Below are 24995 nucleotides of genomic sequence, written 5' to 3'. Positions count from 1 at the left end.
AGTGTGTCAGATCAACGGGCGAAGTCGGCGGGACGGAACTTTCCGTCGCTCAACTTGCTCTCGATCTCCTCGAGGCTGCGGCCGGTCAGGTCGGGCATCCGGAAGTACACGAAGAGCCATGCCGCCACGTTGAACAATCCGTAGAGCCACATCGCCGGACCGACGCCGATGCCGCTGATGAGCGTCAGCAGGGTCAGCGTGATGAGCAGATTCGTCCCCCACAGCGCCGCGGATTGCACAGCCGTGCCTGCCGGCCGGACCGCCAGCGGATACGTTTCCGAGCCGGTCAGCCACCCCATCAGCTGAAGACCGCCGGCGTTGAACAGCATGAACACCACCAGGCACGCGATGATGAAGGGTATCGAGTCCCGATCGCTGTTACCGGTCACGAACAGCGTGCCGAGCACGAACAGGCTCGCCGCGGCGCCGGGGATCATGATCAGGGTGAGCCTGCGCCGGCCCACCTTGTCGATGATCGACAGACCGACCAGCTGAGCCACCAGATAGCTGACCCCGAGAGCAACCGACACCTCGAGAGCCACAGACTCGGAGAAGCCGTTGTCGGTCAGGATGGTCGGCGAGTAGTAGATGATCATCTCGATACCGCTGAGCTGCGTGAAAATCGCAATGCCGCAACCGAGGACGAGAGCGGGACGCACCCATGCCTCGCGGAGCCCCGGCCACCCGCGGGTCTTCGCGGTCTGCTCCTTGCGCGTCAGCTCTTCCATCTCCTCGAGCTCACCGTCGACGTCGTAACCCGACGGGCGAACGCGTTCGAGGACGTCGCGGGCATCGTCGCCGCGATCGTTCTTCACCAGCCATCGCGGGCTCTCGGGCAGTCGGAGCAACAGCAGGAGCATGATCGCGGCAGGGACCGCGGCCGCGCCGATCGACCATCGCCACGGAATGTGTTCGGTGGCGCCGACGATCGTCGCGATCACGATGCCGACACCGATCGCTATCTGGAAGCAGAGCACCAGCCGGCCACGGTATTTCGGTGGCGCCAGCTCGGCGACGTACATCGGTGCGGTCTGCGTCGCGCCACCGACGGCGAACCCGAGGACAAGGCGACCGAGCGAGAGCACGAACGGATTCGGTGCGACTGCGCACCAGAGTGCGCCGACCACGAACACCGCCGCAAGCATCAGTAGCGTGCCCTTGCGACCCCGCTTCTCCGAGAGATAGCTACAGGTCAGGGCGCCGATCACGGCGCCAAGCAGGATGCTCGCCGCGATCACCTGCTTCCACGACTCCTCGATACCGAAGTCCTTGGTGATCTGAAGCAGCGCCCCAGAGATGATGCCGGTGTCGTAGCCGTAGAGCATGCCCGACACCGCCGACACGAGTGCGACGATGATCGCGGCGCCGGTCAGCTGGCCCGAAGCGGTGGCCCTGTCGTGATCGGACGCGGCGGTGTCGTGGGACTTCATCCGAGGACTCCTGACGTTCGGCGTCGCGCTGCAGCGACGAGCGTCGTTGCAGCGCACTGGATTCCGTGACTAATCGTCGTCCTTCTCGGACTTGTCGGAATCCTCGGCGTCGTCCTTCTTGTCGGAGTCCTTCTTGTCGTCGTCGTCCTTCTTGTCGGAGTCCTTCTTGTCGTCGTCGTCCTTGTCGGAGTCCTTCTTGTCGGAGTCCTTATCGTCGTCCTTCTTGTCGTCGTCAGAATCCGACGACGAAGACGTGACGAGTTCGAGGACCGCCCAATGGCTGGGCGACAGCAGCACAGACCACTTGCCCTCTTCGCGGCCGAGCTTCAGAACACCGTCGTCGAGCTCCCAGACGGTGTCGTCGTCGTGCGTGGATTCCTGCCCGTCCGAGTACGTGAGTTTGAAAGCCATGCCGGTGTGTGCCCCAACCTCGGCCGTGTTAATCCCGTCACACCGTAGGAAGTGGACGCGCGGCGTGTCAGCGAGGCGCGTGGGCCAGGAACGTGTGCACGATGTTGCGCTGCCAACCCGAGACCGTCTCGCTGCGTACGTCGACGAAACCGTTGCGCTGCAGGCGTTCCCGGAACGCAGTGGCTCCGTCGAAGTCGTTGACGCTGGTGCGTAGGTAGCGGTAGAGCCCCGCGTCGCCCGAACGAATCTTGCCGCTGGGGATGATGATGGCCGCGCAGACCAGATTCCATGTCACGCGGGCGACGGCGGAATCGCGCACCGAGTACTCGTGCGCGGCGAAGACGCCGCCGGGGGTCAACAGTCCGCGCAGTGTCTGCAGCACCGGATCGGGGTCCGGCAGGTTGCGCACCAGATAGGCCGCGAGGATGCCGTCGAACGGTCCGGTGACCCCGGCCTCGGTCAGACCTTCGGCGCGGCTGTGCACGAACCTGACCGAATCCGGCCACTGTTTGGCCCGTGCCTGCGCCAGCATTCCGGCCGACCCGTCGACGCCGATGATCTCCGCGTGCGGCGCCGCCTCCAGCAGCGCGGCCGTGGAGGCGCCGGTGCCGCAGCCGATGTCGAGCAGCCGCAGCCCGCGGCCCTGATCCGGCAGGGCCATACGCTGCGCCGACTGCCGGAGGTGCTCGTGATAGCCCGGGTTCGCGCCGACCAGTCCGTCGTAGGCGTCGGCGCCGGCATCGAAGGCGTCGGGAACGTCGTAGGCGCCGCGTGTCATCGACCGAACTCTACCCACGGGCCGTCACAGCTTCGCGATCACGTTCTCGGCGAACATCTCGAGGTTGCGGATCTTGGTGTCGAGCGGCTCGGTGTCGGGACCGGTGATGTAGGGGATCCGGAAGCCGACGATGACGTCGGTGATGCCCTTGTCCTCGAGCCTCTTGACGCCGTCGAGGGTGTACGCGTCGATCGAGATGACATGGATCTGGTAGTCGTCGTTGTCTGCGCTGCCCTCCTCCTCGCGGAAGCGGGCGAGCTTGGCCAGCAGCCCGTCGAGCTCTTCCGGGTCGCCGCCGCCGTGCATCCAGCCGTCGTTTCGGGCCGCCCGCCGCAGTGCCGCATCGGCGTGCCCACCGATCAGGATCGGTACGGGACGCGACGGCGCCGGGGTCATCTTGGTCTTGGGGATGTCGTAGAACTCCCCGTGGAACTCGAAGTACTCGCCCGAGGTCAGGCCGCGGATGATCTCGATGCATTCGTCCATCCGCTTGCCGCGGCGAGCGAACGGCACACCCATCAATTCGTAGTCCTCCGGCCACGGGCTGGTGCCGACGCCGAGGCCCAGTCGGTTGTCGAACAGCGCGGCCAGCGAACCGGCCTGCTTGGCGACCAGCGCCGGCGGCCTGATCGGCAGCTTGAGGACGAAGTGGTTGAAATGCAGCGTGGTGGTCACCGCGCACAGCGCCGCGGTGAGGACGAACGACTCGATGAAAGCTTTCCCGTCGAGGAATTCGCGGCTGCCGTCAGGGGTGTACGGATAGGTCGAATCCGACTCGAACGGATACGCGACGCTGTCGGGGATCGTCATCGCGTGGTAGCCCGCCGCTTCGGCCGCCTTGGCCAGCGGGATGTAGTACGTCGGGTCGGTCATGGCTTCTGCAAAGGTGAACCGCACATCGCCTCCTGGTCGTCGCTGACCACACACTAGAACGTGTTCTAGATTCTGCGGGGCGCAACCGTCTTACAGGATGGGGACCTCGATGTCGGTGGTCGCCAGCGCGAACGGGGGAGTGCCCGTGCCCATGACCGTGATGCCGCCCTGCGTGGTCCGTTCCGTCAGTCGTGCGCGGACCGACTCGCCGTCTGCGGCGATGTCCACGTCGGACGGTATCCGGATGTCCGCGAGCTCAGTCAACAGCGTTCCGCGCCAATGGAAAAGGCCGTCGATCGGGTCGAGCTGCCCGGTGAGCCGCACCCGCGCCTTGACCTCGTGCCCGTCGACGGTGACCGTCGCGATCCCGTCGTAGACGGCGTCGTCCAGATCATCGGGCAGCTCGTCACTGAGCCGCTCGACCTCGAACGCCGACGGGATCTTCGCGCCGACCGCGCGCCAGTACCGTCCGCCGCGGTGCTCCCCGGCTCGGCCGCGCCGGTTGAAGATGTGTTGCGAGGCCGGGCGCACCTCGATCCGCGAGCCCCCGGTGCGGCCGAGGTGGTCCAGGCATTTGGCGATGTAGCTCTTCTGCGCGGCGGTGTCCGGTCCCGACAGCAGGAAGTAGTTGGGCACCCCGGCCACCGCAACCCCGAGGTAGGGAAGGAGGCCGTCGGACGGTGCCGCGGTGCCCGCCGGCAGCGTGCCGTCGGTCGCGATCAAGACACGCGCCGTGCGGTCACCCACCTGCCAGGTGTGTGTCCCCTCGTCGAACTCGGCAGCGACGGAGCCGCTGACGTACATGACCGTCTCGGTCACAGGAACCCGGTGCGCTGCCACACGCGGCGTGCAAGCGGTCCCATGAGGTCGACCTCGGTGAGGAACGCCGCGAGCGGTGCGAAGCCCAGCGTCTGCACCTCGCGGCGATGCGGGCTGCTGCGCGCGATGCGCCGCGCCTCGTCGGGGTCGAGACCCACCCGCGAGTACTGCACCCGGTTGGTGAACAGATGCCGGAAGAACAACCCGCCGGCGCCGTTGATGTTGCCCACCCACATGCGCGACAGCCGCCCCAGCTGCGGTGCGCGCTTGCGCAGACCGTCGCGGGCGAACTGGATGTGGCGCGCCTCCTCGGTGACGTGGATGCGCATCAGACGTTGCACGAGTGGCTGCAGTTCGGGATCGTCCATCATCTGCCGCTGCAGGGAATCGAAGATCTCCTCACCGACCAGAGCGGCCACCCACAGCAGCGAGCCCCGGAACGCGAACGGCAGCATGTTGATCATCACGCGTTGATACAGCCTGGGCCGCACCGGTTTTGCGCCGATGTGCTCGATCGCTTTGCCGAACATGACCATGTGGCGGGTCTCGTCGCCCAGCTCGGTGAGCTCGTAATGGGTAGCGCGCGCGGTCGGGTCCTGATGCATCATCTTGCGCAGCAGGGCCTGGTTGAGGATGTTCTCGAACCAGATGCCCGCCGACAGCGTGTTCGCCAGCTCCTGGCGCGACAGCTCGATCTGTTCTTCGCGAGACATGCTGTCCCACAACGGGGTTCCATACAGGGACACCACTTTGGGGGGCAGGAAGAACTTGTCCGGCTCCAGTGGGGCGTCCCAGTCGATGTCGACGACGGGCGCGTAGGACTTCTTCACCGAGCCCTTGAGCAGGCGGTCGGCGAATCCGTCGCGTGTCGTGGGGCTGCGCTGGGCGGGTGGAGCTGTCATCGTCGACATCCCTTCGGCCGTGATGATCATGACGGTAGGGAGCGGTGCGCCGTGATGTCAATACCCGCGGTACCGCATACCTTTGGTACTCGCCCCTGTCGGCGCCGACGGGCATGATGACAACCGTGACGTCGTTTCTGCTGCGTGCCGCGCTCACCGGGGTGGCGCTGTGGGTGGTCACCCTGGTCGTCCCGGGAATCGCCTTCGTCGGAGGTGACTCGACTCCGGCGCGCATCGGCATCATCTTCGTGGTGGCCATCGTCTTCGGGCTGGTCAACGCCATCATCAAGCCGATCGTGCAGATCATCTCGATCCCGCTCTACATCCTCACGCTCGGCCTGATCCACATCGTGATCAACGCGCTGATGCTGTGGATCACCTCGTCGATCACCGAGCACACCACCCACTGGGGTCTGTTCATCGACGATTTCTGGTGGACCGCGATCTGGGCGGCGATCGTGCTGTCGATCGTGAGCTGGGTGCTGTCGCTGGTCGTGAAGGCAGACTGAACAGATGCCAGAACTGCCCGAGATCGAAGCGCTCGCCGACCATCTGCGCCGGCACGCGGTCGGGCAGACCGTGCGACGCGTCGACGTCGCCGCGCTGTCGGTGCTCAAGACCTTCGATCCGCCGCTGTCCGCGCTGCACGGCCGGGAGGTGACCGCCGCGAACCGGTGGGGCAAGTACCTCGGCCTGCAGGCCGGCGAGCTACACCTCATCACTCATCTGTCGCGTGCCGGCTGGCTGCGCTGGTCGGACAAGCTGTCGCCGACACCGCTGAAACCGGGCAAAGGACCCATCGCGCTGCGGGTGCACCTCGGGGACGAGGGCCTCGGCTTCGACCTGACGGAGGCCGGCACGCAGAAGCGGCTCGCGGTGTGGCTGACCACCGACCCGATGGCCGTGCCGCAGATCGCGTCGTTGGGGCCCGATGCGCTGGCGCTGACCGTCGACGGCCTGGCAGATGTGCTGCGGAGCAACTCCGGGCGCATCAAGACCGTGATCACCGACCAGAAGGTGATCGCCGGGATCGGCAACGCCTACAGCGACGAGATCCTCCACGTGGCCAAGCTGTCGCCATTCGCGACGGCCAACAAGCTGACCGAGGCGCAGCTCGCCGCGCTGCACGACGCGATGGTCTCGGTCCTGACCGACGCCGTGACCCGCTCGGTCGGTCAGCAGGCCGCCACGCTCAAGGGTGAGAAGCGATCCGGGTTGCGGGTGCACGCTCGGACCGGCATGCCGTGTCCGGTCTGCGGCGACACCGTGCGGGAGGTCTCGTTCGCCGACAAGTCGTTCCAGTACTGCCCGACATGTCAGACCGGCGGCAAGGTGCTCGCCGACCGGCGAATGTCCCGCCTGTTGAAATAGCTCGGGCACCAACCCGCGGCGGGGTGGAGCGCTCGATTTCGGCGCAGTTGTCTAACTCGGTTATCCTGCCGCAATGACTCGGCAGAAGATCCTGATCACCGGTGCGAGCTCCGGGCTGGGCGCCGGAATGGCCCGCCAGTTCGCCGCCAAGGGCCGCGACCTCGCGCTGTGCGCCCGTCGCCTCGACAACCTCGACGAACTGCGGACCGAGATCACCTCGCGGTATCCCGGCGTGCGTGTCGCCGTCGCCGCCCTCGACGTCAACGACCACGACCAGGTGCCCAAGGTCTTCGCCGAACTCGCCGAGGAACTCGGCGGTATCGACTGCGTGATCGTCAACGCCGGCATCGGCAAGGGCTATCCGCTCGGCGGCGGCAAACTGTGGGCCAACAAGGCCACGCTCGAGACGAATCTCGTTGCCGCCCTTGTACAGATCGAGACCGCGCTGGAGATGTTCAAGGCCGCAGGTAAGGGCCACCTCGTCCTCGTCTCCTCGGTGCTGGGCAATGTCGGCGTGCCCGGCCACAAGGCTGCCTACGCGGCCAGCAAGGCCGGCGTCACGTCGCTGGGGGAGTCGCTACGCGCGGAGTACCCGTCGGGACCCATCAAGATCACGGTGCTCGAGCCCGGCTACATCGAGTCGGAGATGACCGCCAAGTCGAACTCGACGATGCTGATGGTCGACAACGAAACCGGCGTCAAGGCGATGGTGGACGCCATCGAGAAGGAAAAGGGCCGCGCCGTCGTGCCGGGCTGGCCGTGGTGGCCGCTGGTCGAGGTGATGAAGCTGCTGCCGCCGAAATACACCAAACGCTTCGCCTGAACCCACAGGAACGCGTGCTTTCATCGTCGGATGCATAATCTCGACCGCCGCAGTCTGATGGTGATGTCCGGGATCGGCCTGCTGGGCGCGGCTCTCCCGACAGCGACGTCCCGGGCCACTCCGCCACCGGCCGCGCCGCCGCCCCCGGGAAAGTACCTGTTCGAAGACCACTTCGACGGCCCCGCCGGCTCCGCGCCGGACCGGTCGAAGTGGGAGATCGCCACCGCGCGTGAGTCCATGGAGGACCCGACGTACTGGGAGCTGCCCGGCAACGTCGGCCAGTACCGCGACGACCGTCGTAACGTCTACCTCGACGGCAAGTCCAACCTGGTGTTCCACGCTGCCAAGGACGGCGACACCTACTACAGCGGCAAGATCTTCGGCACCTTCCGTGGCGGCATCGGCCACAACTGGGAGGCCCGCATCAAGCTGAACTGCCTGACCCCCGGCTGCTGGCCGGCGTGGTACCTCGCCAACAACAACCCCGTCAACGGCGGCGAAGTCGACATCATGGAGTGGTACGGCAACGGCAGCTGGGCGCCGGGAACGGCGGTGCACGCCAAGCTCAACGGCGGCGAGCACGTCAGCCAGACCATCTCCGTCGACAGCGCGTGGCACACCTGGCGGGTGCAGTGGGACGACGCCGGCATGCGGTTCTGGCGGGACTACACCGACGGCGCCGCACCGTATTTCGACGTGCCGGCACATGCACTGCCCGACTGGCAGTTCAACGAGCCGGGCTATCAGCTGTTCCCGATCCTCGACTTGGCCGTCGCGGGCTCAGGCGGCGGCGACCCGCGCGGTGGCAGCTATCCGGCCGAGATGCTGATCGACTACGTCCGCGTCTGGTAATCGCGATTTCGGCGTAGATTGCCGTCGGTCGCCGACGAAAACCACGCCGAAATCACCACGCGGCTTGACACGCTGTTGGGTTTTCCCAACAATTGCTTGTATGAGTCCAGTGCGACGGGGGGAAACCTTCCCTATCCACAACCGCATCGGCGTGCTTCGGGCCGAGCGGGGGATGTCGCGGGCACAGCTGGCCGACCTCATCGACGTCAACCCACAGACCGTCGGCGCGCTCGAGCGGGGCGACCACTTCCCGAGCCTCGATCTGGCCTTCCGCATCTGCGCAGTGTTCGACCTCCCCGTCGAGGCGGTCTTCTCCCGCGAACCGTTCACCCCCTTGTCGACGGCGCTCTACCCCCGGAACCGCAATGGAGGGACCGACCATGCCTGACGTGACGCTGATCGACCGGTACCAGGATTACCGCACGCGACAGTTCGTCAGGAACGAAAAGCGCTACGCCGAGTGGTTTCCCGCGTGGCGGACGCAGCGCCGCCGCCGCGCGCTCGTCATGCTCCTCGCGGCCACATTCACGGTGATGTTCGTCGTCAGCGTGCTCTGTGCGTTCGGGCTGAGCTGGGCGCCGCTGCTGTGGTTGCCCGCCACCGTGGCGTTCCTGCCGATCTGGGTGATGCTGCAGATCGTGTCGGGCCGTCAGGGCGACGCGCCCCATCTGACCCTCGACGAATACGAACTCGCACAACGCAACAGCGCCCGATCCATCGGCCTCACCGTGACCCAGTACCTGATGATGGTGCCTGTGGCCTACCTGATCTTCGGGGCCACCGCCACGGGCGGCGCCGACACCGACATGGCCTACGCCGGCGGGCTCATGGCGCTGACCGTCCTGCTCATCGGCGGGTGCACCCCCGCGATGATCCTGGGTTGGACGCGGCCCGACCCCGACGCCTAGACCGAGCGACCACGCTCCGCTCGGCTCAGGCTGATCGACCTCGCTCCGCTCGGCTCAGGCTGATCGACCTCGCTCCGCTCGGCTCAGGCTGATCGACCTCGCTCCGCTCGGTAGCGGCGCACCAGGGCGTCGGTCGACGAATCCGACTGCGTCGCAGGCGAATCATCCTCGGTCAGTACCGGCAGCAGCGCCTTGGCCTGGGTCTTGCCCAGCTCCACACCCCACTGGTCGAACGAGTCGATGCCCCACACCACACCCTCGGTGAACACCTGATGCTCATAGAGCGCGATCAGCTGGCCGACCACCGACGGAGTCAGCTTGGTCGCCAGGATCGAGGTGCTCGGCCGATTGCCCGGCATCACCTTGTGCGGCACCACATTCGATGCCGTGCCCTCGCCCGCGATCTCGTCGGCCGTCTTGCCGAAGGCCAGCACCTGGGTCTGGGCGAAGAAGTTGCTCATCAGAAGGTCGTGCATGCTGCCGGTGCCATCGGCGGTCGGCAGGTCATCGGTGGGCTCGCTGAATCCGATGAAGTCGGCCGGGATCAGCCGGGTGCCCTGGTGGATCAGCTGATAGAACGCGTGTTGGCCGTTGGTGCCGGGCTCACCCCAGAAAATCTCACCCGTACTCGTCGTCACCGGTGACCCGTCGGCGCGCACCGACTTGCCGTTCGATTCCATCGTCAGCTGCTGCAGATACGCGGCGAACCGGGACAAGTCGTTCGAATACGGCAGCACCGCACGGGTTTCCGCACCGAAGAAGTTGTTGTACCAGAGTCCGATCAACCCCAGCAGCGCCGGCGCGTTGGCCTCCAGTGGGGCGGTGCGGAAGTGCTCGTCGACGAGGTGGAAGCCGGCCAGGAACTCGGCGAATCGCTCCTTGCCAATCACGGCCATCACGCTCAAGCCGATGGCGCTGTCGACCGAGTAGCGGCCGCCCACCCAGTCCCAGAAGCCGAACATGTTGGCGGTGTCGATCCCGAACTCGTCGACCAACTTCGCATTCGTCGACACGGCCACGAAATGCTTGCTCACCGCGTCATCGCCCAGCGCGTCGGTGAGCCAGCGTCGTGCCGCCGTCGCGTTGGTCAGCGTCTCCAGCGTCGAGAACGTCTTCGACGCGACGATGAAAAGCGTTGCGGCCGGGTCGAGTCCGTCGAGCGTGGCGACGAGGTCGGCCGGGTCGACGTTCGACACGAAGCGCGCCGAGACGCCCGCGTCGGCGTAGTGGCGCAACGCCTGGTACACCATCACCGGACCCAGGTCGGAGCCGCCGATGCCGATGTTGACCACGCACGTGATGCGCTCACCCGTCGCGCCGCGCCACTCGCCGCTACGCAGCCGGTCGGTGAAGTCGCCCATGCGGTCGAGCACCTCGTGCACGTCGGCCACCACGTCCTGGCCGTCGACGCTCAGCGCCGCGTCGCGGGGCAACCGCAGCGCGGTGTGCAGAACCGCCCTGTCCTCCGAGGTGTTGATGTGCTCACCGGCGAACATGGCGTCGCGCCTCTCCGGCAACCCGGCTTCGCGCGCCAGATCCAGCAGCAGGCTCAGCGTTTCGCCGGTCACGCGGTGCTTGCTGTAGTCGATGTAGAGGTCGCCGACGGTCAGCGTCAGCTCCCTTCCCCGCGCGGGATCGTCGGCGAAGAGCTGACGTAGATCGGTGCCGCCGATCTGTTCGTGGTGCCGGGACAGTGCCTGCCATGCCGGCGTGGCCGTGATGTCGGAGGAGCCCATGAAAAGAACCCTAGTGCGGTCCACTTGACCGAGGGTGTAAGACGTGGGGTATGGATACCACCACCCTGTTGAACTCCGTTCCCACCGGTCTTTGGATCGGTGGTGAGGAGCGGCAGGGTTCGTCGACGTTCGACGTGCTCGACCCCAGCGACGATCAGGTGATCACCAAGGTGGCCGACGCCACCCCCGACGACGCGCGTGCCGCACTCGACGCTGCCTGCGCAGTGCAGGCCGAGTGGGCCGCCACGGCGCCGCGCAAGCGTGGCGAGATCCTGCGGGCGGTGTTCGAGACGATCACCGAACGCGCCGACGACATCGCGGCGTTGATGACGCTGGAGATGGGCAAGGTCGTCGCCGAGAGCAAAGGCGAGGTCACCTACGGTGCGGAGTTCTTCCGGTGGTTCGCCGAAGAGGCGGTCCGGATCGACGGCCGGTACACCGCGAGTCCCGCTGGGACGGGGCGCATCCTGGTCACCAAACAGGCCGTCGGACCCTGCTACGCCATCACGCCGTGGAACTTCCCGCTGGCCATGGGCACCCGAAAGATGGGGCCCGCCTTTGCTGCCGGCTGCACGATGATCGTCAAGCCGGCGCAGGAGACCCCGCTGACGATGCTGCTGCTGGCCAAGCTGATGGACGAGGCCGGCCTGCCCAAGGGTGTGCTGTCGATCCTGCCGACCAGCAATCCCGGCGGCGTCACCGAGGCACTGATCAACGACGGCCGGCTGCGCAAGCTGACGTTCACCGGCTCCACCGGCGTCGGCAAGGCGTTGGTCAAGCAGTCCGCGGACAAGCTGCTGCGGACGTCGATGGAACTGGGTGGCAACGCGCCGTTCATCGTGTTCGACGACGCCGACGTCGATGCCGCGGTCGACGGGGCGGTGCTGGCCAAGATGCGCAACGGCGGCGAGGCGTGCACCGCGGCCAACCGGTTCCACGTCGCCAACGCGGTGCGCGAGGAGTTCACCGACAAGCTGGTCAAGCGGATGAGCGAGTTCACCCTCGGCAAGGGCCTCGATTCGTCGTCGACGCTGGGCCCGCTGATCAACGCCAAGCAGGTCGCCACGGTCACCGAGCTCGTGTCCGACGCGGTCTCCCGCGGCGCGACCGTCGCCGTCGGCGGCGTCGCGCCGGATGGGCCTGGGAACTTCTACCCGGCCACGGTGCTGACCGACGTACCGGCAGACGCACGCATCCTCAAGGAAGAGGTCTTCGGGCCCGTCGCACCGATCACCGGGTTCGACACCGAAGAAGAAGGGGTGGCCGCGGCCAACAACACCGAGTACGGGCTGGCCGCCTACGTCTACACCCAGTCGTTGGATCGCGCCCTGCGCGTAGCCGAGGGCATCGAATCCGGCATGGTCGGCGTCAACCGCGGCGTGATCTCCGATGCGGCCGCGCCGTTCGGCGGAGTCAAGGAATCCGGGTTCGGTCGTGAAGGTGGCAGCGAGGGCATCGAGGAGTACCTCGACACGAAGTACATTGCGCTGACGAAGTAGCGCGCGCCTTCCGGATTCGGCGCCCGATCCTCCCTAGGCTTCCTTGTTCGAAGGCAAGGAGGGCCACAGGAGTTGACTGCCGTGAGCGCGGCGCCGATCCGGGTGGGCCCACGCCGCTATGTCGGTTCGGGCCAGGGGATACCGGCGCTCGACGGGGTGCGGGCCATCGCGGTCGGCTTGGTGCTCGCCGACCACGGCGGAGTGCCGGGACTGCCGGGGGGATTCCTCGGCGTCGACGTGTTCTTCGTTCTCAGTGGGTTCCTCATCACGTCGCTGCTGATCGACGAGACGACCCGGACGGGGCGGATCGGGCTGCGGGGGTTCTGGGTGCGCCGCGCCCGCCGGTTGCTGCCCGCACTCGTGGTGATGGTGCTGGCCGTCGTGGCTGCGCGCGACCTGTTCGCCCCGGAATCGGTCGCCGGTCTGCGTGAGGACGCCGTCGCCGCACTGTTCTGGATGTCGAACTGGATGTTCGTCGCGCAGCAGACGGACTACTTCTCCACCGGCGCGCCACCGTCACCGCTGCAGCACACCTGGTCGCTCGGCGTGGAGGAGCAGTACTACCTGCTGTGGCCGCTGCTGATCGCCGGGATCGTCGCGGGGCTCGGCGCGATCGCCTACCGCCGTGGCGTCCCGGTCACCCCGACGATGGTCCGCACCGCGGTGTTCGTCGTCGCCACGCTCGGCGTCCTCGGCTCGGCGGCCGCGTCGGTCGCGCTGGCCTCCGACGACGCGCTGCACCGCGTGTACTTCGGGACCGATACCCGCATGCAGGCTCTGCTCGTCGGCGCTGCTGCGGCCGCGCTGGTGGTGCGTGACTGGCGCGGCATGACAGCCGGTCTGGTGACGCTGCGCTCCCGTTGGACCCGCTGGCTGGCCTGGGTGCTCCCGGTCCTCGGGCTGCTGGTGCTGGCGACGGCGGCGCATCTGGCCGTCGGGACGGCGGCCGAGTTCCGGGGCGGACTGCTGATCGTGGTCGCCGTGGCGGCCGTGCTGGTGATCGCCCCGGTGGCGCTGGATCAGACAAGCCCGGCGGCGCGGATGCTGTCGATGGGGCCGCTGGTGGGCCTGGGTGCCATCTCCTACGGCGTCTACCTGTGGCACTGGCCGCTCTTCTTGCTGCTCAACGGTGAACGCACCGGGTCCGAGGGTTGGAAGCTGTTCGCGCTCCGCTGTGCGGCGACCGTGGCGGTGGCGGCGGTCTCGTGGTGGTTGATCGAGCAGCCGATCCGGGATTGGCGTCCGACGTTCGTCCCGATGCTGCGGCTGTCGGCGGCGACGGCCGCCACCGCGGCGGTCGTGGCGATGACCGTGCTCCCCTCCGGCGTGCCCTTCCCCAAGCCGGGCACCGGCCCGCTGATCGATTCGGCCGCGCTCGTCGCCCCCGAGATTCCGGTCGCGGTCACCCAGCCGGCGCGCCAGCGGGCTCCCGGGGACGTGCGGGTGGCGGTCTTCGGCGACTCGGTCGCGTGGACGATGATGCGGTACCTGCCCGACACCCCTGGGGTCGACTTCGCCGACTTCACCACGATCGGCTGCGGCATCGCGCGCGGCGGGCCGTATGAGTACGTGGGTCAGGAACTCCAGCAGAAGCCCGAATGCGATTCCTGGCCGGCGCGGTGGGCACAGCGCATCGGCTACGAGAAACCGGATGTGGTTCTGCTGATGGTCGGCCGGTGGGAGGTGGTCGACCGGATGAACGAGGGCAGCTGGACCCACATCGGCGAGCCCGGCTACGACGCCTACCTCCGCGGCGAGCTCACCCGCGCCCTCGACATCCTGGGCTCCACGGGCGCCCGGATCGTCGTCACGACCGAGCCGTACAACCGGCGTGCGGAGAAGGCCGACGGCAGCCTCTATCCCGAGGATCAACCCAAGCGGGTCGATGCGTGGAACACCTTGCTGCGCAACGTCACCGAAGCGCGCCCCAACGTGACGGTGCTCGACCTGAACCGCAAGCTCAGCCCCAACGGCTACTACCAGGCGAAGGTCAACGGGATGGTGGTGCGCGCCGACGGCGTGCACCCCACGCCCGAAGCCGTCGAGTGGCTGACGCCCTGGCTGGTCGACGCGGTCAAGCCGCGGTGATTTCGGCGTGTCTGTCGTCGCCGAGCGACGACGATCACGCCGAAATCGCGGGAGGTCAGTGGCCGAGGCGGCCGCGGCCCAGCCGCAGCAGCAGCATCGCGAGGTTCTTGCCCTCGGGGCCCAGCACGCTGTAGCGCTCGATGACCTTCATCTCGCGGCTGTGCACCAGGCGGGTGCCGCCGGAGGCCATCCGGGCCTTGCCGATGATCTGCGAGACCTCGGTGCGCCGCTGCACGGCCTCGAGGATCGTCGCGTCGAGGCGATCGATCTCCTGGCGCAGCTCGTCGATATCGGGCGCCTGTGCGGTGTCTGTCGTCATGTCGTTCTCCGGATTCTCGTCGTGTGGCTGGTCTGGTCTCATCCGGTTCCGGGCCTCACACAACAGACGAGCCCCGGGTCCGGAAGCGGACCGCGGGGCTCTGGGAAGCAGCTAGACCACGGGCACCGCTGGCCGGTACCCGTAGAAAAATCGCCGCTGCTGACAAAGCACTCAACGAGTGTGCCACTACCTGCCGCGCCTGCGCAAAGAGTGTCACCGTCCGGCGGTAAGTTTGGAACAGTATGTCGATCGCAACAGAAACAGATGAGCTCTTAGACGGGCTCAATCCCCAGCAGCGCCAGGCCGTCCTCCACGAGGGCACGCCGCTGCTCATCGTCGCCGGAGCAGGCTCCGGTAAGACGGCGGTACTCACCCGTCGTATCGCCTATCTGCTCGCGGCGCGCGAGGTCGGCGTCGGCCAGGTCCTCGCGATCACGTTCACCAACAAGGCCGCCGCCGAGATGCGCGAGCGCGTGGCGCAACTGGTCGGTCCGCGGGCCCGCAACATGTGGGTTTCGACGTTCCACTCGACGTGCGTGCGGATCCTGCGTAACCAGGCGTCGCTACTGCCCGGGTTGAACTCGAACTTCTCGATCTACGACGCCGACGACTCACGTCGTCTGCTGCTGATGATCGGCAAGGACATGGGCCTCGACACCAAGAAGTTCTCCCCGCGGCTGCTCTCGAACGGCATCTCGAACCTCAAGAACGAGCTGATCGGTCCCGAACAGGCCGCCGCCGAGGCGTCGGAGGCTGCGGAGGACCTAGCCCGCGTCATCGCCGAGGTGTACGCCGAATACCAGCGTCGGCTGCGGGCGGCCAACGCGCTCGACTTCGACGACCTGATCGGCGAGACGGTCGCCGTGCTGCAGGCCTACCCGCAGATCGCGCAGTACTACCGGCGCCGCTTCCGGCACATCCTGGTCGACGAGTACCAGGACACCAACCACGCGCAGTACGTACTGGTGCGTGAACTCGTGGGAGGACCCGCGACGGAATCCGACGATCCAGCCGGGGTGGCGCCTGCAGAGCTCTGCGTTGTCGGCGACGCCGACCAGTCCATCTACGCGTTCCGCGGTGCGACGATCCGCAACATCGAGGACTTCGAGCGCGATTATCCCAGCGCCACAACGATTCTGCTCGAACAGAACTACCGCTCCACGCAGACGATCCTGAACGCTGCCAACGCCGTCATCGCGCGCAATGCGGGTCGGCGGGACAAGCGGCTGTGGACCGACGCCGGCGAAGGGGAGCTCATCGTCGGCTATGTCGCCGACAACGAGCACGACGAGGCCCGGTTCGTCGCTCAGGAGATCGACGCCCTCGCCGACGGGGACGCCGAGTTCTCCTACAACGACGTCGCGGTGTTCTACCGCACCAACAACTCCTCCCGCGCCCTCGAAGAGGTGTTCATCCGCGCCGGCATCCCGTACAAGGTCGTCGGCGGCGTGCGCTTCTACGAGCGTCGTGAGATCCGCGACATCGTCGCCTATCTGCGGGTGCTCGACAATCCCGGCGACTCGGTCAGCATGCGGCGCATCCTCAACACGCCGCGCCGCGGCATCGGTGACCGCGCCGAGGCATGTGTGGCGGTGCACGCCGAGAACACCGGCTCGAGTTTCAGCGACGCCCTGGTCGCCGCCGCCGAGGGTAAGGTGCCGATGCTCAACACCCGCGCGGAGAAGGCGATCGCCGGCTTCGTCGAGATGCTCGACCAGCTGCGGGGCGGCCTCGACGGGGAGCTGGGCGAGCTGGTCGAGTCGGTGCTCGACCGCACGGGTTACCGCGCCGAGCTCGAAGCCTCCACCGATCCGCAGGATCTGGCAAGGCTCGACAACCTCAACGAATTGGTCAGCGTCGCACACGAATTCAGCATCGACCAGGCCAACGCGCGAGCGCTCGCAGAAGACGAGCCGCAGGACGAAGACGTCCCCGACACCGGGGTGCTCGCCTCGTTCCTGGAGCGTGTGTCTCTGGTGGCCGACGCCGACGACATCCCCGAGCACGGGTCCGGCGTGGTCACGATGATGACGCTGCACACGGCCAAGGGCCTGGAGTTCCCGGTGGTATTCGTGACCGGATGGGAAGACGGCATGTTCCCGCACATGCGGGCACTCGGTGATCCCGTCGAGCTCTCCGAGGAACGCCGGCTCGCCTACGTCGGCATCACACGGGCTCGTCAGCGGCTCTACCTCACCCGGGCCAAGGTCCGTTCGTCATGGGGCCAGCCGATGCTCAACCCGGAATCCCGCTTCCTGCGGGAGATTCCGCAGGAGTTGATCAACTGGCGCCGTGTCGAGGCCCCGACATCGCACTTCTCCGCGCCGGTGAGCGGGGCGGGCCGGTTCGGTACGCCCCGTCCGTCACCCGCGCGGTCGTCGGCCGGAAAGAGGCCGCTGCTGGTGCTCGAGCCCGGCGACCGTGTCACGCACGACAAGTACGGGCTCGGTCGCGTGGAGGAGGTCTCGGGCATGGGGGAGTCGGCGATGTCGCTGATCGACTTCGGCAGTGCCGGGCGAGTCAAGCTGATGCACAACCACGCGCCGGTGAGCAAGCTCTAGCCTGAACGGCCCCAGCGCGCCGTCTCCGGGAGCAGTGCCAGCACGATCGACGCCACCGGAAGCACCGGCATGCCGTAGACGAGGAATGGCAAGGCGGCGCCCGCGACGAACAGCCCCGCGAAGATGAGCAGCGCGACCGCGGCGCCGACGATCACCAGCAGCCTGCCCATCCTGCGCCGCAGGAGCAGAGCGATCAGCCCGCCGATGGTGGCCGCGGCGGAGATCGCGGCGAGGAAGCCGATGGCGACGCAGAACAGCGGGTCGGTCGCCGACCAGCCGGAGATCAGGTTGGTCGCGATGACCGCGGTGGCCCACCCGGACAGGATGCTGACAACGGCGGTCGCGATCGCCGACCGGGCGGGCACGCGCGGCTCGTGCGGCGGACCGACGGCGACGGGTTGGGCGCGGGGCAGGTAGCCGGTGGCGGGCTCTTCCGCGGCGGGGAACTCGCCGGTGGGGTGACGACGGATGATCGAGGTGGCCGGTTCCGAGGAGGACTCGACAGGCTGCGAGCCTGTGGTCAGCGGAGCCCGGCGCAGAATCCGGGTGTCGGCATCATCCGACGAGGAGTCGGGGTGCTCGGGTTGATCGCCTGCGTCGCTGGCCACTCAGCCAACGTAGCTGCCCGGCGACAGTCCACGCTTGGCCAGCCACCCGACAGGGTCGATCCGGTTCGAGCCGTCGAGAAGCACTTCGAAGTGCAGGTGGGGTCCGGTGGAGTTGCCCCGGTTGCCCATCGTGGCGATCTGGTCACCGGCCATGACGCGCTCCCCGACGCTGACCAGCCATGTGTTGATGTGGCCGTACAGCGTCACGGTGCCGTCGGAGTGCTTGAGTTTGACCCAGGCGCCGTAGCCGGCGGTCGGGCCGACGTCGATGACGACGCCGTCGGCGGCCGCGAGGATCGGCGTGCCGATGCTGTTCGCGATGTCGATACCGCCGTGCAGCACACCCCAACGGAACCCGAAGCCGGATGTCCACACCCCGCGCGTCGGCATCACGTACTGCGGACGGGCCAGGCGCGCCTCGCGCTCGGCGCGTTCCTGCGCGAAGGCGGCGGCCTTGGTGATCTCTTCGGCGTGGATGGCGGAGTTTGCTGCGGGTGCGACGGTGACGATCTGCATGCCGTCGACAGAGCCGGTGATGACGCCAGGGCCGCCCAGCGTGGTCGAGTCGGACGCGAGCACGGTCTCTGCAGGTTGCTTCTCGGCGGCGGTCGTGACGCTGTACGCCCCGGCGGCGGTCGCGCCGACGGCCATGGCCGCAACCATCAGCCGACCCTTGACGGGTACTTCGGGTTTGCGGTGTTGGCCTGCCCGGCCGCGCATGTCGATGACGTCGGTGGTGGCGTTGCCGTCGCTGCGGTCGGTATGGCTGTCGCGATAGGCGCGTGAGCTGGGGGAGGTGCTGCTCGCCGCGCGGAATTCGGCCGGCACGAGGCGCAGCGGCTGCAGGTCATCGGTGTCGAGAAGATCGTCGAGTTCGGGAGCGCGGATGACCTGCGTGTCGCGGTCGAACACGTCGTCGGCCGGGCAGTCGAGATCGTGCAACTCGCCCAAGGCGCCGAACTCGTTGAACGGAATGATGTCAGTGACTTCGGTGGCTGCAGGCGCCGCGAGGGCCTCGGAGAGGCGAGGCGATCGATGCTGAGCCAACCTGAGACGTCCTTAATCTCTCGTGAGCCGTCGTGACCAGACCGTTATCTAGACCACAGGACGTTAACCAAAATCCAATGCGAGTGCCAACCCGTGACTGTAGTGGACCGGAGAATGTGACTTGAATCACGATTAGGGGGCCGGTGAGATCGACCACATGACGGGCAGGCGATGTCAACTTCGGAAGGCGGGGTCGATACAGTTCCCTCCGGAGCCCGTCGGGCACACATTCACCAGCCGCCGACAGACAGGGATGGTCTGAGAGTCCATGGACCTCTTCGAGTACCAAGCGAAAGAACTCTTCGCCAAGCACAACGTTCCCACCACGCCCGGCCGGGTCACCGACACCGCCGAGGACGCGAAGGCCATCGCCGAGGAGATCGGCAAGCCGGTCATGGTCAAGGCGCAGGTCAAGGTCGGTGGCCGCGGTAAAGCCGGCGGCGTGAAGTATGCCGCCACGCCGGACGACGCGTTCACCCACGCCCAGAACATCCTCGGTCTCGACATCAAGGGCCATGTCGTGAAAAAGCTGCTTGTCGCCGAGGCCAGCGACATCGCCGAGGAGTACTACATCTCCTTCCTGCTCGACCGCTCCAACCGCACCTACCTGGCCATGTGCTCGGTCGAGGGCGGCATGGAGATCGAAGAGGTCGCCGCGACCAAGCCGGATCGCCTGGCCAAGGTCCCCGTCGACGCCGTCAAGGGTGTCGATCTGGCCTTCGCCCGTGAGATCGCCGAGAAGGGCCACCTGCCCGCCGAGGTCCTCGATGCCGCCGCAGTGACCATCCAGAAGCTGTGGGAGGTGTTCACCAAAGAGGACGCCACCCTGGTCGAGGTCAACCCGCTGGTGCGGACCCCCGATGATCAGATCCTGGCGCTCGACGGCAAGGTCACCCTCGACGCCAACGCCGACTTCCGCCAGGAAGGGCACGCCGAGTTCGAGGACAAGGACGCCACCGATCCGCTCGAGCTCAAGGCCAAGGAGAACGACCTCAACTACGTCAAGCTCGACGGTGAGGTCGGCATCATCGGCAACGGCGCTGGTCTGGTCATGTCGACGCTCGACGTCGTCGCCTACGCCGGCGAGAAGCACGGCAACGTCAAGCCTGCGAACTTCCTCGACATCGGTGGGGGCGCCTCGGCCGAGGTGATGGCCAACGGGCTCGACGTCATCCTGGGCGACAGCCAGGTCAAGAGCGTCTTCGTCAACGTGTTCGGCGGCATCACCGCCTGCGACGCGGTCGCCAACGGCATCGTCAAGGCCCTGGAGATTCTCGGCGACGAGGCCAACAAGCCGCTCGTCGTGCGTTTGGACGGCAACAACGTCGAGGAGGGCCGACGGATTCTCGCCGAGGCCAACCACCCCCTGGTCATCCAGGCCGAGACCATGGACGCCGGCGCCGACAAGGCCGCCGAGCTGGCGAACAAGTAAGGGACACAAACGATGTCGATCTTTTTGAACAAGGACAGCAAGGTCATCGTCCAGGGCATCACCGGCGGCGAGGGCACCAAGCACACCAAGCTGATGCTCAAGGCCGGCACCCAGGTCGTCGGCGGCGTGAACGCGCGTAAGGCGGGCACCACCGTCTCGCACCAAGACAAAGACGGCAACGACATCGAGCTGCCGGTGTTCGGCAGCGTCGCCGAGGCGATCAAGGAGACCGGCGCCGACGTGTCGATCGCTTTCGTGCCGCCTGCCTTCTCGAAGGACGCGATCATCGAGGCCATCGACGCCGAGATCCCGCTGCTGGTGGTCATCACCGAGGGAATCCCGGTGCAGGACAGCGCTTACGCGTGGGCCTATAACGTGGAAAAGGGTGAGAAGACCCGCATCATCGGCCCGAACTGCCCCGGCATCATCACCCCGGGCGAGTCGTTGGTGGGCATCACGCCGAACAACATCACCGGCAAGGGCCCGATCGGCCTGGTGTCGAAGTCGGGCACGCTGACCTACCAGATGATGTACGAGCTGCGCGATCTCGGCTTCTCCACGGCCATCGGCATCGGCGGCGACCCGGTCATCGGCACCACCCACATCGACGCCATCGAGGCGTTCGAGAAGGACCCCGAGACCAAGCTCATCGTCATGATCGGCGAGATCGGCGGCGACGCCGAGGAGAAGGCGGGCGCCTACATCAAGGCCAACGTCACCAAGCCGGTTGTCGGTTACGTTGCCGGCTTCACCGCCCCCGAGGGCAAGACGATGGGCCACGCGGGCGCGATCGTCTCCGACGGTGCGGGCACCGCGCAGGGCAAGAAGGAAGCCCTGGAGGCCGCTGGCGTCAAGGTCGGCAAGACGCCGTCCGAAACCGCCAAGCTGGCCCGGGAGATCTTCGAAAAGCTGTAAGTCAACACATTCGAGACTGCGGTCAGATCGCCTCATCTACTGAGTCGGCGATCTGGCCGCATTCTCGTTTCAGGGGTCAGCCCGATGTCATCAGTGCCAGGAGGTCGAAGACCACGGTCGCCGCTGCGATCGAGGTGATCTCGGCGTGGTCGTAGGCGGGGGACACCTCGACGACGTCGGCGCCGACGAGGTTGATGCCGTGCATGTTCCGCAGCATGCGGAGCAGTTCGCGCGCCGTCAGACCGCCGGACTCCGGCGTCCCGGTACCCGGTGCGAAAGCGGGATCCAGCACGTCGATGTCGATGGACAGATAGACGGGTACGTCTCCGACGCGGCGTCTGACGACGTCGACGGCTGCATCGACTCCCATCACGTCGAGGTCGCCGGCGCGGATGGTGCGGAACCCCATCCGGGCGTCCTCGTTGAGGTCGACGCGGTCGTACAGCGGACCGCGGATGCCGACGTGGATCGAATGATCCGGCACCAGCAGTCCCTCCTCGAACGCGCGGCGGAAGATCGTCCCGTGGGTGACCGGGGCGTCGAAGTAGGTGTCCCAGGTGTCGAGGTGCGCATCGAAATGGATCAGCGCCACCGGACCGTGCACGGCGTGCAGCGCGCGGAGTGCGGGCAGTGCGATCGTGTGGTCGCCGCCGATCGCCACCACCCTGCGCTCCCGCTCGCCGATCACCTCGCGCATGTGCCCCTGGATCTGGCGACAGGCCTCGGCGATGTCGTAGGGCGTCACGGTGATGTCACCCGCGTCGACGATCTGCACCGCCTGCAGCGGCGTGACTCCCAACTCGACGTGGTAGCCGGGCCGCAGTGTGCGTGCCGCCTGCCTGACGGCCATCGGACCGAAACGGGCGCCCGGCCGGTAGGAGGTTCCGCCGTCGAAAGGCACTCCCAGCACAGCGATCCCGTAGTCGTCGACCTCACCGATGTCGGCGATTCGGGCGAACGTCGATTTACCCGCGTAGCGGGGCACCACCGTCGAGGGGATCGCCCCCAGCGGCGGGTGCCCGGCTCCGCTCGTGGGCGGGTTCACCGGTGCCGGGTCGCGCGGACGTCGACGTCGGGGAACGCGGGCACCTCGAAGCGGGTGTGCACGTAGGTCTCGGTGCAGGCCTGCTGCGCGTGGGCGGCGATCTCGCCCAGTGTGGTCACCCACATGCCGTCCAACTGGGTGACCCTCTCGACGAGTCGTTCCAGCGCAACGGCTTTGGAGGGACGGCCCGAGATGAACGGGTGGTTGGTGAGAACGAAGCAACCCCCTTCGAGGTGGTGGGCTTCCGCTTCGAGGGTCCACATCTCGAGGACCTTGGCCGGACTCTCGATGACCCCGCTTCCGGTCACGCCGGGGTAGAAGGCGTACTGCTCCCAGTCGTCGAGAGCCCAGTCCACGGGAATCTCGATGAGCGTCTCGGCCGCGTCCGGTGCCACAGCGAATCGGTAGGGCTTGTCGCCGTCGAGAAGGCTGGAATCGTAGAGGAATCCACGCTCGGCGAGCAGGGCCGGCGTGTGCCAGTTCGTCTCCCACCACGGGGCGCGGTACCCGAGCGGGCGGACGCCGGCCACGCGCTCGAGGGCGTCGAGACCGCGGTCGAGGTAGCGCGCCTCGGTAGCCGCGTCGATGCCCTGCATGGGTTCGTGCAGGTATCCGTGGTGGCCGATCTCGTGCCCACCGTCGACGATCGCCCGGACGGTGTCGGGGTAGCAATCCGCAGTGAAACCCGGCACGAAGAAGGTGGCCCGGACGTCCTGGCGAGCCAGCAGCTTCAGGAGCCGGGGCACGGCCACCCGCGGTCCGTAAGACTGGTGACTCATCAGCGACATGCGGTTCGTCGCACTCGGATCATGGGCCAGCACACAGGATTCGGCGTCGACGTCGAAGGTGAACGCGGCCGCGGCGCGGTAACCCTCCGGCCAGCGCAGGTCGTCGCGTCGGGTGGTGGTGGGGCTGCTCACGGGGCGGTTCTTTCGGCGGTGTGGACAGACGACTGGGCGACAGTGGAGTCGGCACTGCGCCGGCGGGCGCGCGGGCCGAGCACCGCGTACAGTCCGCCCGCCACCAGGCCGCCTGCCAACCACGACAGATCCAGTCCGTGCATTGCCCGTGATCCGAAGCCCTGCATGACCGGTAGGGGGCCGTACATGAACATCCATGTGCCGACGATGCCGGCGACGAAGCAGGCCATGGTCGTCCAGTTGACGTCGGGCAGGCGACGGGAGCCGACCGGCTCGAACAACCGCTGTGCGTCGAGGTTGCCGCGTTCGATCACGAAGTAGTGGACGAGCATGATGCCGGCCCAGCTGGCGATCCAGGCCACGATCGCACCGAGCCAGGTGCTGAGCACCGTGGCGAGGCTGGACTGGAAGACGAAGAAGACGACCACGAAGAGCGCGAAGATGCCGACGAGCAGATTCAGCTTGCGTCGGGACAGCTTCACGTCGAGAGCCTGCGTGGCGACCGAGAAGGTGTAGATGTTAAGGATGTTGGTTGCGATCGGGCCGTGTATCACCAGGAACAGGACCGGTAGCGCCAGCGATCCGAAGTTCGACACGATCAGTTCCCCGGGATCGACCTCACCGTTCGTGGTGGCGAGGCTGGCTCCCAGCACGCCGAGCCACACCACGGGGATGAACTGGCCCAGGGTGCTCGCGAGGTAGAGCTTGCGCGGGGGCACCGTGGTGCTGACAAAGCGCGAGTAGTCGCACGCGTAGGTGAACCACGTGATGCCCCAACCGATTCCGATGACGGTCATCACCGCCGACATCGCTGCGATGCGCTCAGTGCCCTCGAGGATGCTGCCCGCGGGTCCGGCATAGGACCAGTTGATGTCCAGGTGGAACCACGCCACGACCGACATCAGGATCAGCACGGCCAGTGTGGGCGGTACCGTCCAGCGCTCGAAGGTGGCGATGGCGCGATAGCCGAGCCACGCGATCGTGACCTGGACGGCCATGATCACCGCCGCCACGGCGACCTTGGCCGAGATGTTCGGCGCGTCGGGATCGACGAGATGGAGTTGGCCCAGCAGCGCCATGACCAGATCCAGGATGATCCAGGTGTTCACCGCGCACCACCCGATCGCCAGCACGGCCTGGATGGCGGCCGGTACGTAGGCGCCGCGTCGGCCGAATGCGGCACGGGAGAGCACCATTCCGGTGACACCGGTGCGCTGCCCCATCAGGACGAAGACTCCGAACAGTGCCATGCCGACGACGTTGCCGCCGATCAGGGCGATCAGGGTGTCGCGCAGCCCCAGCCCGAGTCCGATGCCCAGTGCGCCGAGCACCCAGTTGATCGGGGCGATGTTGGCGCCGGCCCAGATCCAGAACTGCCCGGAGACGCGCGAGGTGCGCACAGCCTCGGGAATCGGCTGCAGCACGTCTTCGATCCGGTGGATGTCATCGGAACCGGGGATGTCGGCACCCGGCTTCTCGAACTCGACGGACGCGGGGTGGTCTGTACTCATGGACGTTCCTTCGGGTGTCAGCGACCCAACCGGTAACTAGTTGCGCCTAATGCAACGGCGATGCATTGAATCGGAATCTAGTGTGAGCCATAGCACCTGTCAACAGGAACGCGACGTGCACGTGGAACGGTCATTTAGGGCGCCTGG

Annotated in this window: 23 protein-coding genes and 2 pseudogenes; 12 read left to right on the top strand and 13 right to left on the bottom strand. The window is 67.0% G+C overall.

The window, feature by feature from the left end; translation table 11 throughout:
• Positions 1–11: 11 nt before the first annotated feature.
• The 6 genes and pseudogenes from ACZY1G_RS07670 to ACZY1G_RS07645 all read right to left on the bottom strand — a co-directional run.
• Positions 12–1430, bottom strand: coding sequence for a sugar porter family MFS transporter (locus ACZY1G_RS07670; RefSeq protein ID WP_463815200.1), 1419 nt, complete (start codon positions 1428–1430; stop codon positions 12–14).
• A 69-nt stretch (positions 1431–1499) separates the two neighbouring features.
• A complete protein-coding gene (locus ACZY1G_RS07665; protein ID WP_463822035.1) occupies positions 1500–1841 on the bottom strand; it encodes a hypothetical protein in 342 nt (113 codons plus the stop codon).
• A gap of 67 nt (positions 1842–1908) precedes the next feature.
• Positions 1909–2619 carry a class I SAM-dependent DNA methyltransferase gene (locus ACZY1G_RS07660; RefSeq protein WP_463815202.1) on the bottom strand — a complete coding sequence of 237 codons (711 nt, stop codon included), beginning with the start codon at positions 2617–2619 and terminating at the stop codon, positions 1909–1911.
• A gap of 24 nt (positions 2620–2643) precedes the next feature.
• Positions 2644–3516, bottom strand: coding sequence for an LLM class flavin-dependent oxidoreductase (locus tag ACZY1G_RS07655; protein WP_463815203.1), 873 nt, complete (start codon positions 3514–3516; stop codon positions 2644–2646).
• A gap of 66 nt (positions 3517–3582) precedes the next feature.
• A complete protein-coding gene (locus tag ACZY1G_RS07650; RefSeq protein WP_463822034.1) occupies positions 3583–4311 on the bottom strand; it encodes a DUF4873 domain-containing protein in 729 nt (242 codons plus the stop codon).
• A pseudogene (locus tag ACZY1G_RS07645) lies at positions 4311–5213 on the bottom strand (AurF N-oxygenase family protein); the annotation flags it as partial. The gene ACZY1G_RS07650 and the pseudogene ACZY1G_RS07645, both read right to left, overlap by 1 nt.
• Before the next feature lie 125 nt (positions 5214–5338).
• Here ACZY1G_RS07645 and ACZY1G_RS07640 point away from each other — a divergent pair.
• The 7 genes and pseudogenes from ACZY1G_RS07640 to ACZY1G_RS07610 all read left to right on the top strand — a co-directional run bounded on the left by ACZY1G_RS07640 (position 5339) and on the right by ACZY1G_RS07610 (position 9167).
• Positions 5339–5722, top strand: coding sequence for a phage holin family protein (locus ACZY1G_RS07640; protein WP_463815205.1), 384 nt, complete (start codon positions 5339–5341; stop codon positions 5720–5722).
• 4 nt (positions 5723–5726) lie between these two features.
• A pseudogene (locus tag ACZY1G_RS07635) lies at positions 5727–5972 on the top strand (DNA-formamidopyrimidine glycosylase family protein); the annotation flags it as partial.
• A 138-nt stretch (positions 5973–6110) separates the two neighbouring features.
• The gene (locus ACZY1G_RS07630) at positions 6111–6584 is read left to right on the top strand and encodes a zinc finger domain-containing protein (protein WP_463815804.1); all 474 of its coding nucleotides are present in this window, start codon (positions 6111–6113) and stop codon (positions 6582–6584) included.
• A gap of 73 nt (positions 6585–6657) precedes the next feature.
• A complete protein-coding gene (locus ACZY1G_RS07625) occupies positions 6658–7407 on the top strand; it encodes an SDR family oxidoreductase (protein WP_463815206.1) in 750 nt (249 codons plus the stop codon).
• 30 nt (positions 7408–7437) lie between these two features.
• On the top strand, positions 7438–8259 hold the full coding sequence (locus tag ACZY1G_RS07620) for a glycoside hydrolase family 16 protein (protein WP_463815207.1): 822 nt from the start codon (positions 7438–7440) through the stop codon (positions 8257–8259).
• A gap of 100 nt (positions 8260–8359) precedes the next feature.
• Positions 8360–8647, top strand: coding sequence for a helix-turn-helix transcriptional regulator (locus ACZY1G_RS07615; RefSeq protein ID WP_463815208.1), 288 nt, complete (start codon positions 8360–8362; stop codon positions 8645–8647).
• Positions 8640–9167, top strand: a complete 528-nt coding sequence (locus ACZY1G_RS07610; protein WP_463822033.1) for a hypothetical protein — start codon at positions 8640–8642, stop codon at positions 9165–9167. Before ACZY1G_RS07615 ends, ACZY1G_RS07610 begins: the two co-directional genes overlap by 8 nt.
• Positions 9168–9250: 83 nt before the next feature.
• Here the strand turns inward: ACZY1G_RS07610 and pgi are convergent, their stop codons facing one another.
• Positions 9251–10903, bottom strand: coding sequence for a glucose-6-phosphate isomerase (gene pgi / locus ACZY1G_RS07605; RefSeq protein ID WP_463822032.1), 1653 nt, complete (start codon positions 10901–10903; stop codon positions 9251–9253).
• Between the two features lie 50 nt (positions 10904–10953).
• Here pgi and ACZY1G_RS07600 point away from each other — a divergent pair, with 50 nt between their 5' ends.
• Together ACZY1G_RS07600 and ACZY1G_RS07595 are read left to right on the top strand one after the other, a co-directional pair.
• Complete coding sequence (locus ACZY1G_RS07600; RefSeq protein ID WP_463822031.1) at positions 10954–12402, top strand: NAD-dependent succinate-semialdehyde dehydrogenase; 1449 nt, start codon at positions 10954–10956, stop codon at positions 12400–12402.
• 72 nt (positions 12403–12474) lie between these two features.
• Positions 12475–14490 carry an acyltransferase family protein gene (locus ACZY1G_RS07595; RefSeq protein WP_463815212.1) on the top strand — a complete coding sequence of 672 codons (2016 nt, stop codon included), beginning with the start codon at positions 12475–12477 and terminating at the stop codon, positions 14488–14490.
• Positions 14491–14545: 55 nt separating this feature from the next.
• Here the strand turns inward: ACZY1G_RS07595 and ACZY1G_RS07590 are convergent, their stop codons facing one another.
• Complete coding sequence (locus tag ACZY1G_RS07590) at positions 14546–14851, bottom strand: chorismate mutase (protein WP_463815214.1); 306 nt, start codon at positions 14849–14851, stop codon at positions 14546–14548.
• 200 nt (positions 14852–15051) lie between these two features.
• On the opposite strand from ACZY1G_RS07590, the gene pcrA reads away from it, so the two are divergent.
• Positions 15052–17370, top strand: a complete 2319-nt coding sequence (gene pcrA, locus ACZY1G_RS07585; protein WP_463815215.1) for a DNA helicase PcrA — start codon at positions 15052–15054, stop codon at positions 17368–17370.
• Here the strand turns inward: pcrA and ACZY1G_RS07580 are convergent.
• Entirely contained in the window at positions 17367–17978 is a 612-nt protein-coding gene (locus ACZY1G_RS07580; RefSeq protein WP_463822030.1) for a hypothetical protein, read from the bottom strand. The two genes, pcrA and ACZY1G_RS07580, sit on opposite strands and share 4 nt — an antisense overlap.
• Positions 17979–19025 carry a M23 family metallopeptidase gene (locus ACZY1G_RS07575; RefSeq protein ID WP_463822029.1) on the bottom strand — a complete coding sequence of 349 codons (1047 nt, stop codon included), beginning with the start codon at positions 19023–19025 and terminating at the stop codon, positions 17979–17981.
• 268 nt (positions 19026–19293) lie between these two features.
• Here ACZY1G_RS07575 and sucC point away from each other — a divergent pair, with 268 nt between their 5' ends.
• A complete protein-coding gene (gene sucC / locus ACZY1G_RS07570; protein WP_463815218.1) occupies positions 19294–20457 on the top strand; it encodes an ADP-forming succinate--CoA ligase subunit beta in 1164 nt (387 codons plus the stop codon).
• 12 nt (positions 20458–20469) lie between these two features.
• Positions 20470–21372: a succinate--CoA ligase subunit alpha gene (gene sucD, locus ACZY1G_RS07565; RefSeq protein ID WP_463822028.1), complete on the top strand. Its 903-nt coding sequence runs from the start codon at positions 20470–20472 to the stop codon at positions 21370–21372.
• Positions 21373–21448: 76 nt separating this feature from the next.
• Here the strand turns inward: sucD and speB are convergent, their stop codons facing one another.
• From speB to ACZY1G_RS07550, 3 genes are read right to left on the bottom strand one after another with little or no spacing between them, the layout of a single operon-like run.
• Positions 21449–22417, bottom strand: coding sequence for an agmatinase (gene speB / locus ACZY1G_RS07560; RefSeq protein ID WP_463815220.1), 969 nt, complete (start codon positions 22415–22417; stop codon positions 21449–21451).
• Positions 22414–23337 carry a polysaccharide deacetylase family protein gene (locus ACZY1G_RS07555; protein WP_463815221.1) on the bottom strand — a complete coding sequence of 308 codons (924 nt, stop codon included), beginning with the start codon at positions 23335–23337 and terminating at the stop codon, positions 22414–22416. The genes speB and ACZY1G_RS07555 overlap by 4 nt, the downstream gene beginning before the upstream one ends.
• Positions 23334–24848: a purine-cytosine permease family protein gene (locus ACZY1G_RS07550; protein ID WP_463822027.1), complete on the bottom strand. Its 1515-nt coding sequence runs from the start codon at positions 24846–24848 to the stop codon at positions 23334–23336. The genes ACZY1G_RS07555 and ACZY1G_RS07550 overlap by 4 nt, the downstream gene beginning before the upstream one ends.
• Positions 24849–24995 lie beyond the last annotated feature (147 nt).

The organism is Mycobacterium sp. IDUB_5, from assembly GCF_055419565.1.
This window is presented reverse-complemented; position numbering and strand designations above follow the sequence as displayed.

Coding starts and splice junctions, on each gene's coding strand:
- ACZY1G_RS07670 (WP_463815200.1), bottom strand. CDS start 1,430: ATGAAGTCCCACGACACCGCCGCGTCCGATCACGACAGGGCCACCGCT.
- ACZY1G_RS07665 (WP_463822035.1), bottom strand. CDS start 1,841: ATGGCTTTCAAACTCACGTACTCGGACGGGCAGGAATCCACGCACGAC.
- ACZY1G_RS07660 (WP_463815202.1), bottom strand. CDS start 2,619: ATGACACGCGGCGCCTACGACGTTCCCGACGCCTTCGATGCCGGCGCC.
- ACZY1G_RS07630 (WP_463815804.1), top strand. CDS start 6,111: ATGGCCGTGCCGCAGATCGCGTCGTTGGGGCCCGATGCGCTGGCGCTG.
- ACZY1G_RS07625 (WP_463815206.1), top strand. CDS start 6,658: ATGACTCGGCAGAAGATCCTGATCACCGGTGCGAGCTCCGGGCTGGGC.
- ACZY1G_RS07620 (WP_463815207.1), top strand. CDS start 7,438: ATGCATAATCTCGACCGCCGCAGTCTGATGGTGATGTCCGGGATCGGC.
- ACZY1G_RS07615 (WP_463815208.1), top strand. CDS start 8,360: ATGAGTCCAGTGCGACGGGGGGAAACCTTCCCTATCCACAACCGCATC.
- ACZY1G_RS07610 (WP_463822033.1), top strand. CDS start 8,640: ATGCCTGACGTGACGCTGATCGACCGGTACCAGGATTACCGCACGCGA.
- pgi (WP_463822032.1), bottom strand. CDS start 10,903: ATGGGCTCCTCCGACATCACGGCCACGCCGGCATGGCAGGCACTGTCC.
- ACZY1G_RS07600 (WP_463822031.1), top strand. CDS start 10,954: ATGGATACCACCACCCTGTTGAACTCCGTTCCCACCGGTCTTTGGATC.
- ACZY1G_RS07590 (WP_463815214.1), bottom strand. CDS start 14,851: ATGAGACCAGACCAGCCACACGACGAGAATCCGGAGAACGACATGACG.
- pcrA (WP_463815215.1), top strand. CDS start 15,052: ATGTCGATCGCAACAGAAACAGATGAGCTCTTAGACGGGCTCAATCCC.
- sucC (WP_463815218.1), top strand. CDS start 19,294: ATGGACCTCTTCGAGTACCAAGCGAAAGAACTCTTCGCCAAGCACAAC.
- sucD (WP_463822028.1), top strand. CDS start 20,470: ATGTCGATCTTTTTGAACAAGGACAGCAAGGTCATCGTCCAGGGCATC.
- ACZY1G_RS07550 (WP_463822027.1), bottom strand. CDS start 24,848: ATGAGTACAGACCACCCCGCGTCCGTCGAGTTCGAGAAGCCGGGTGCC.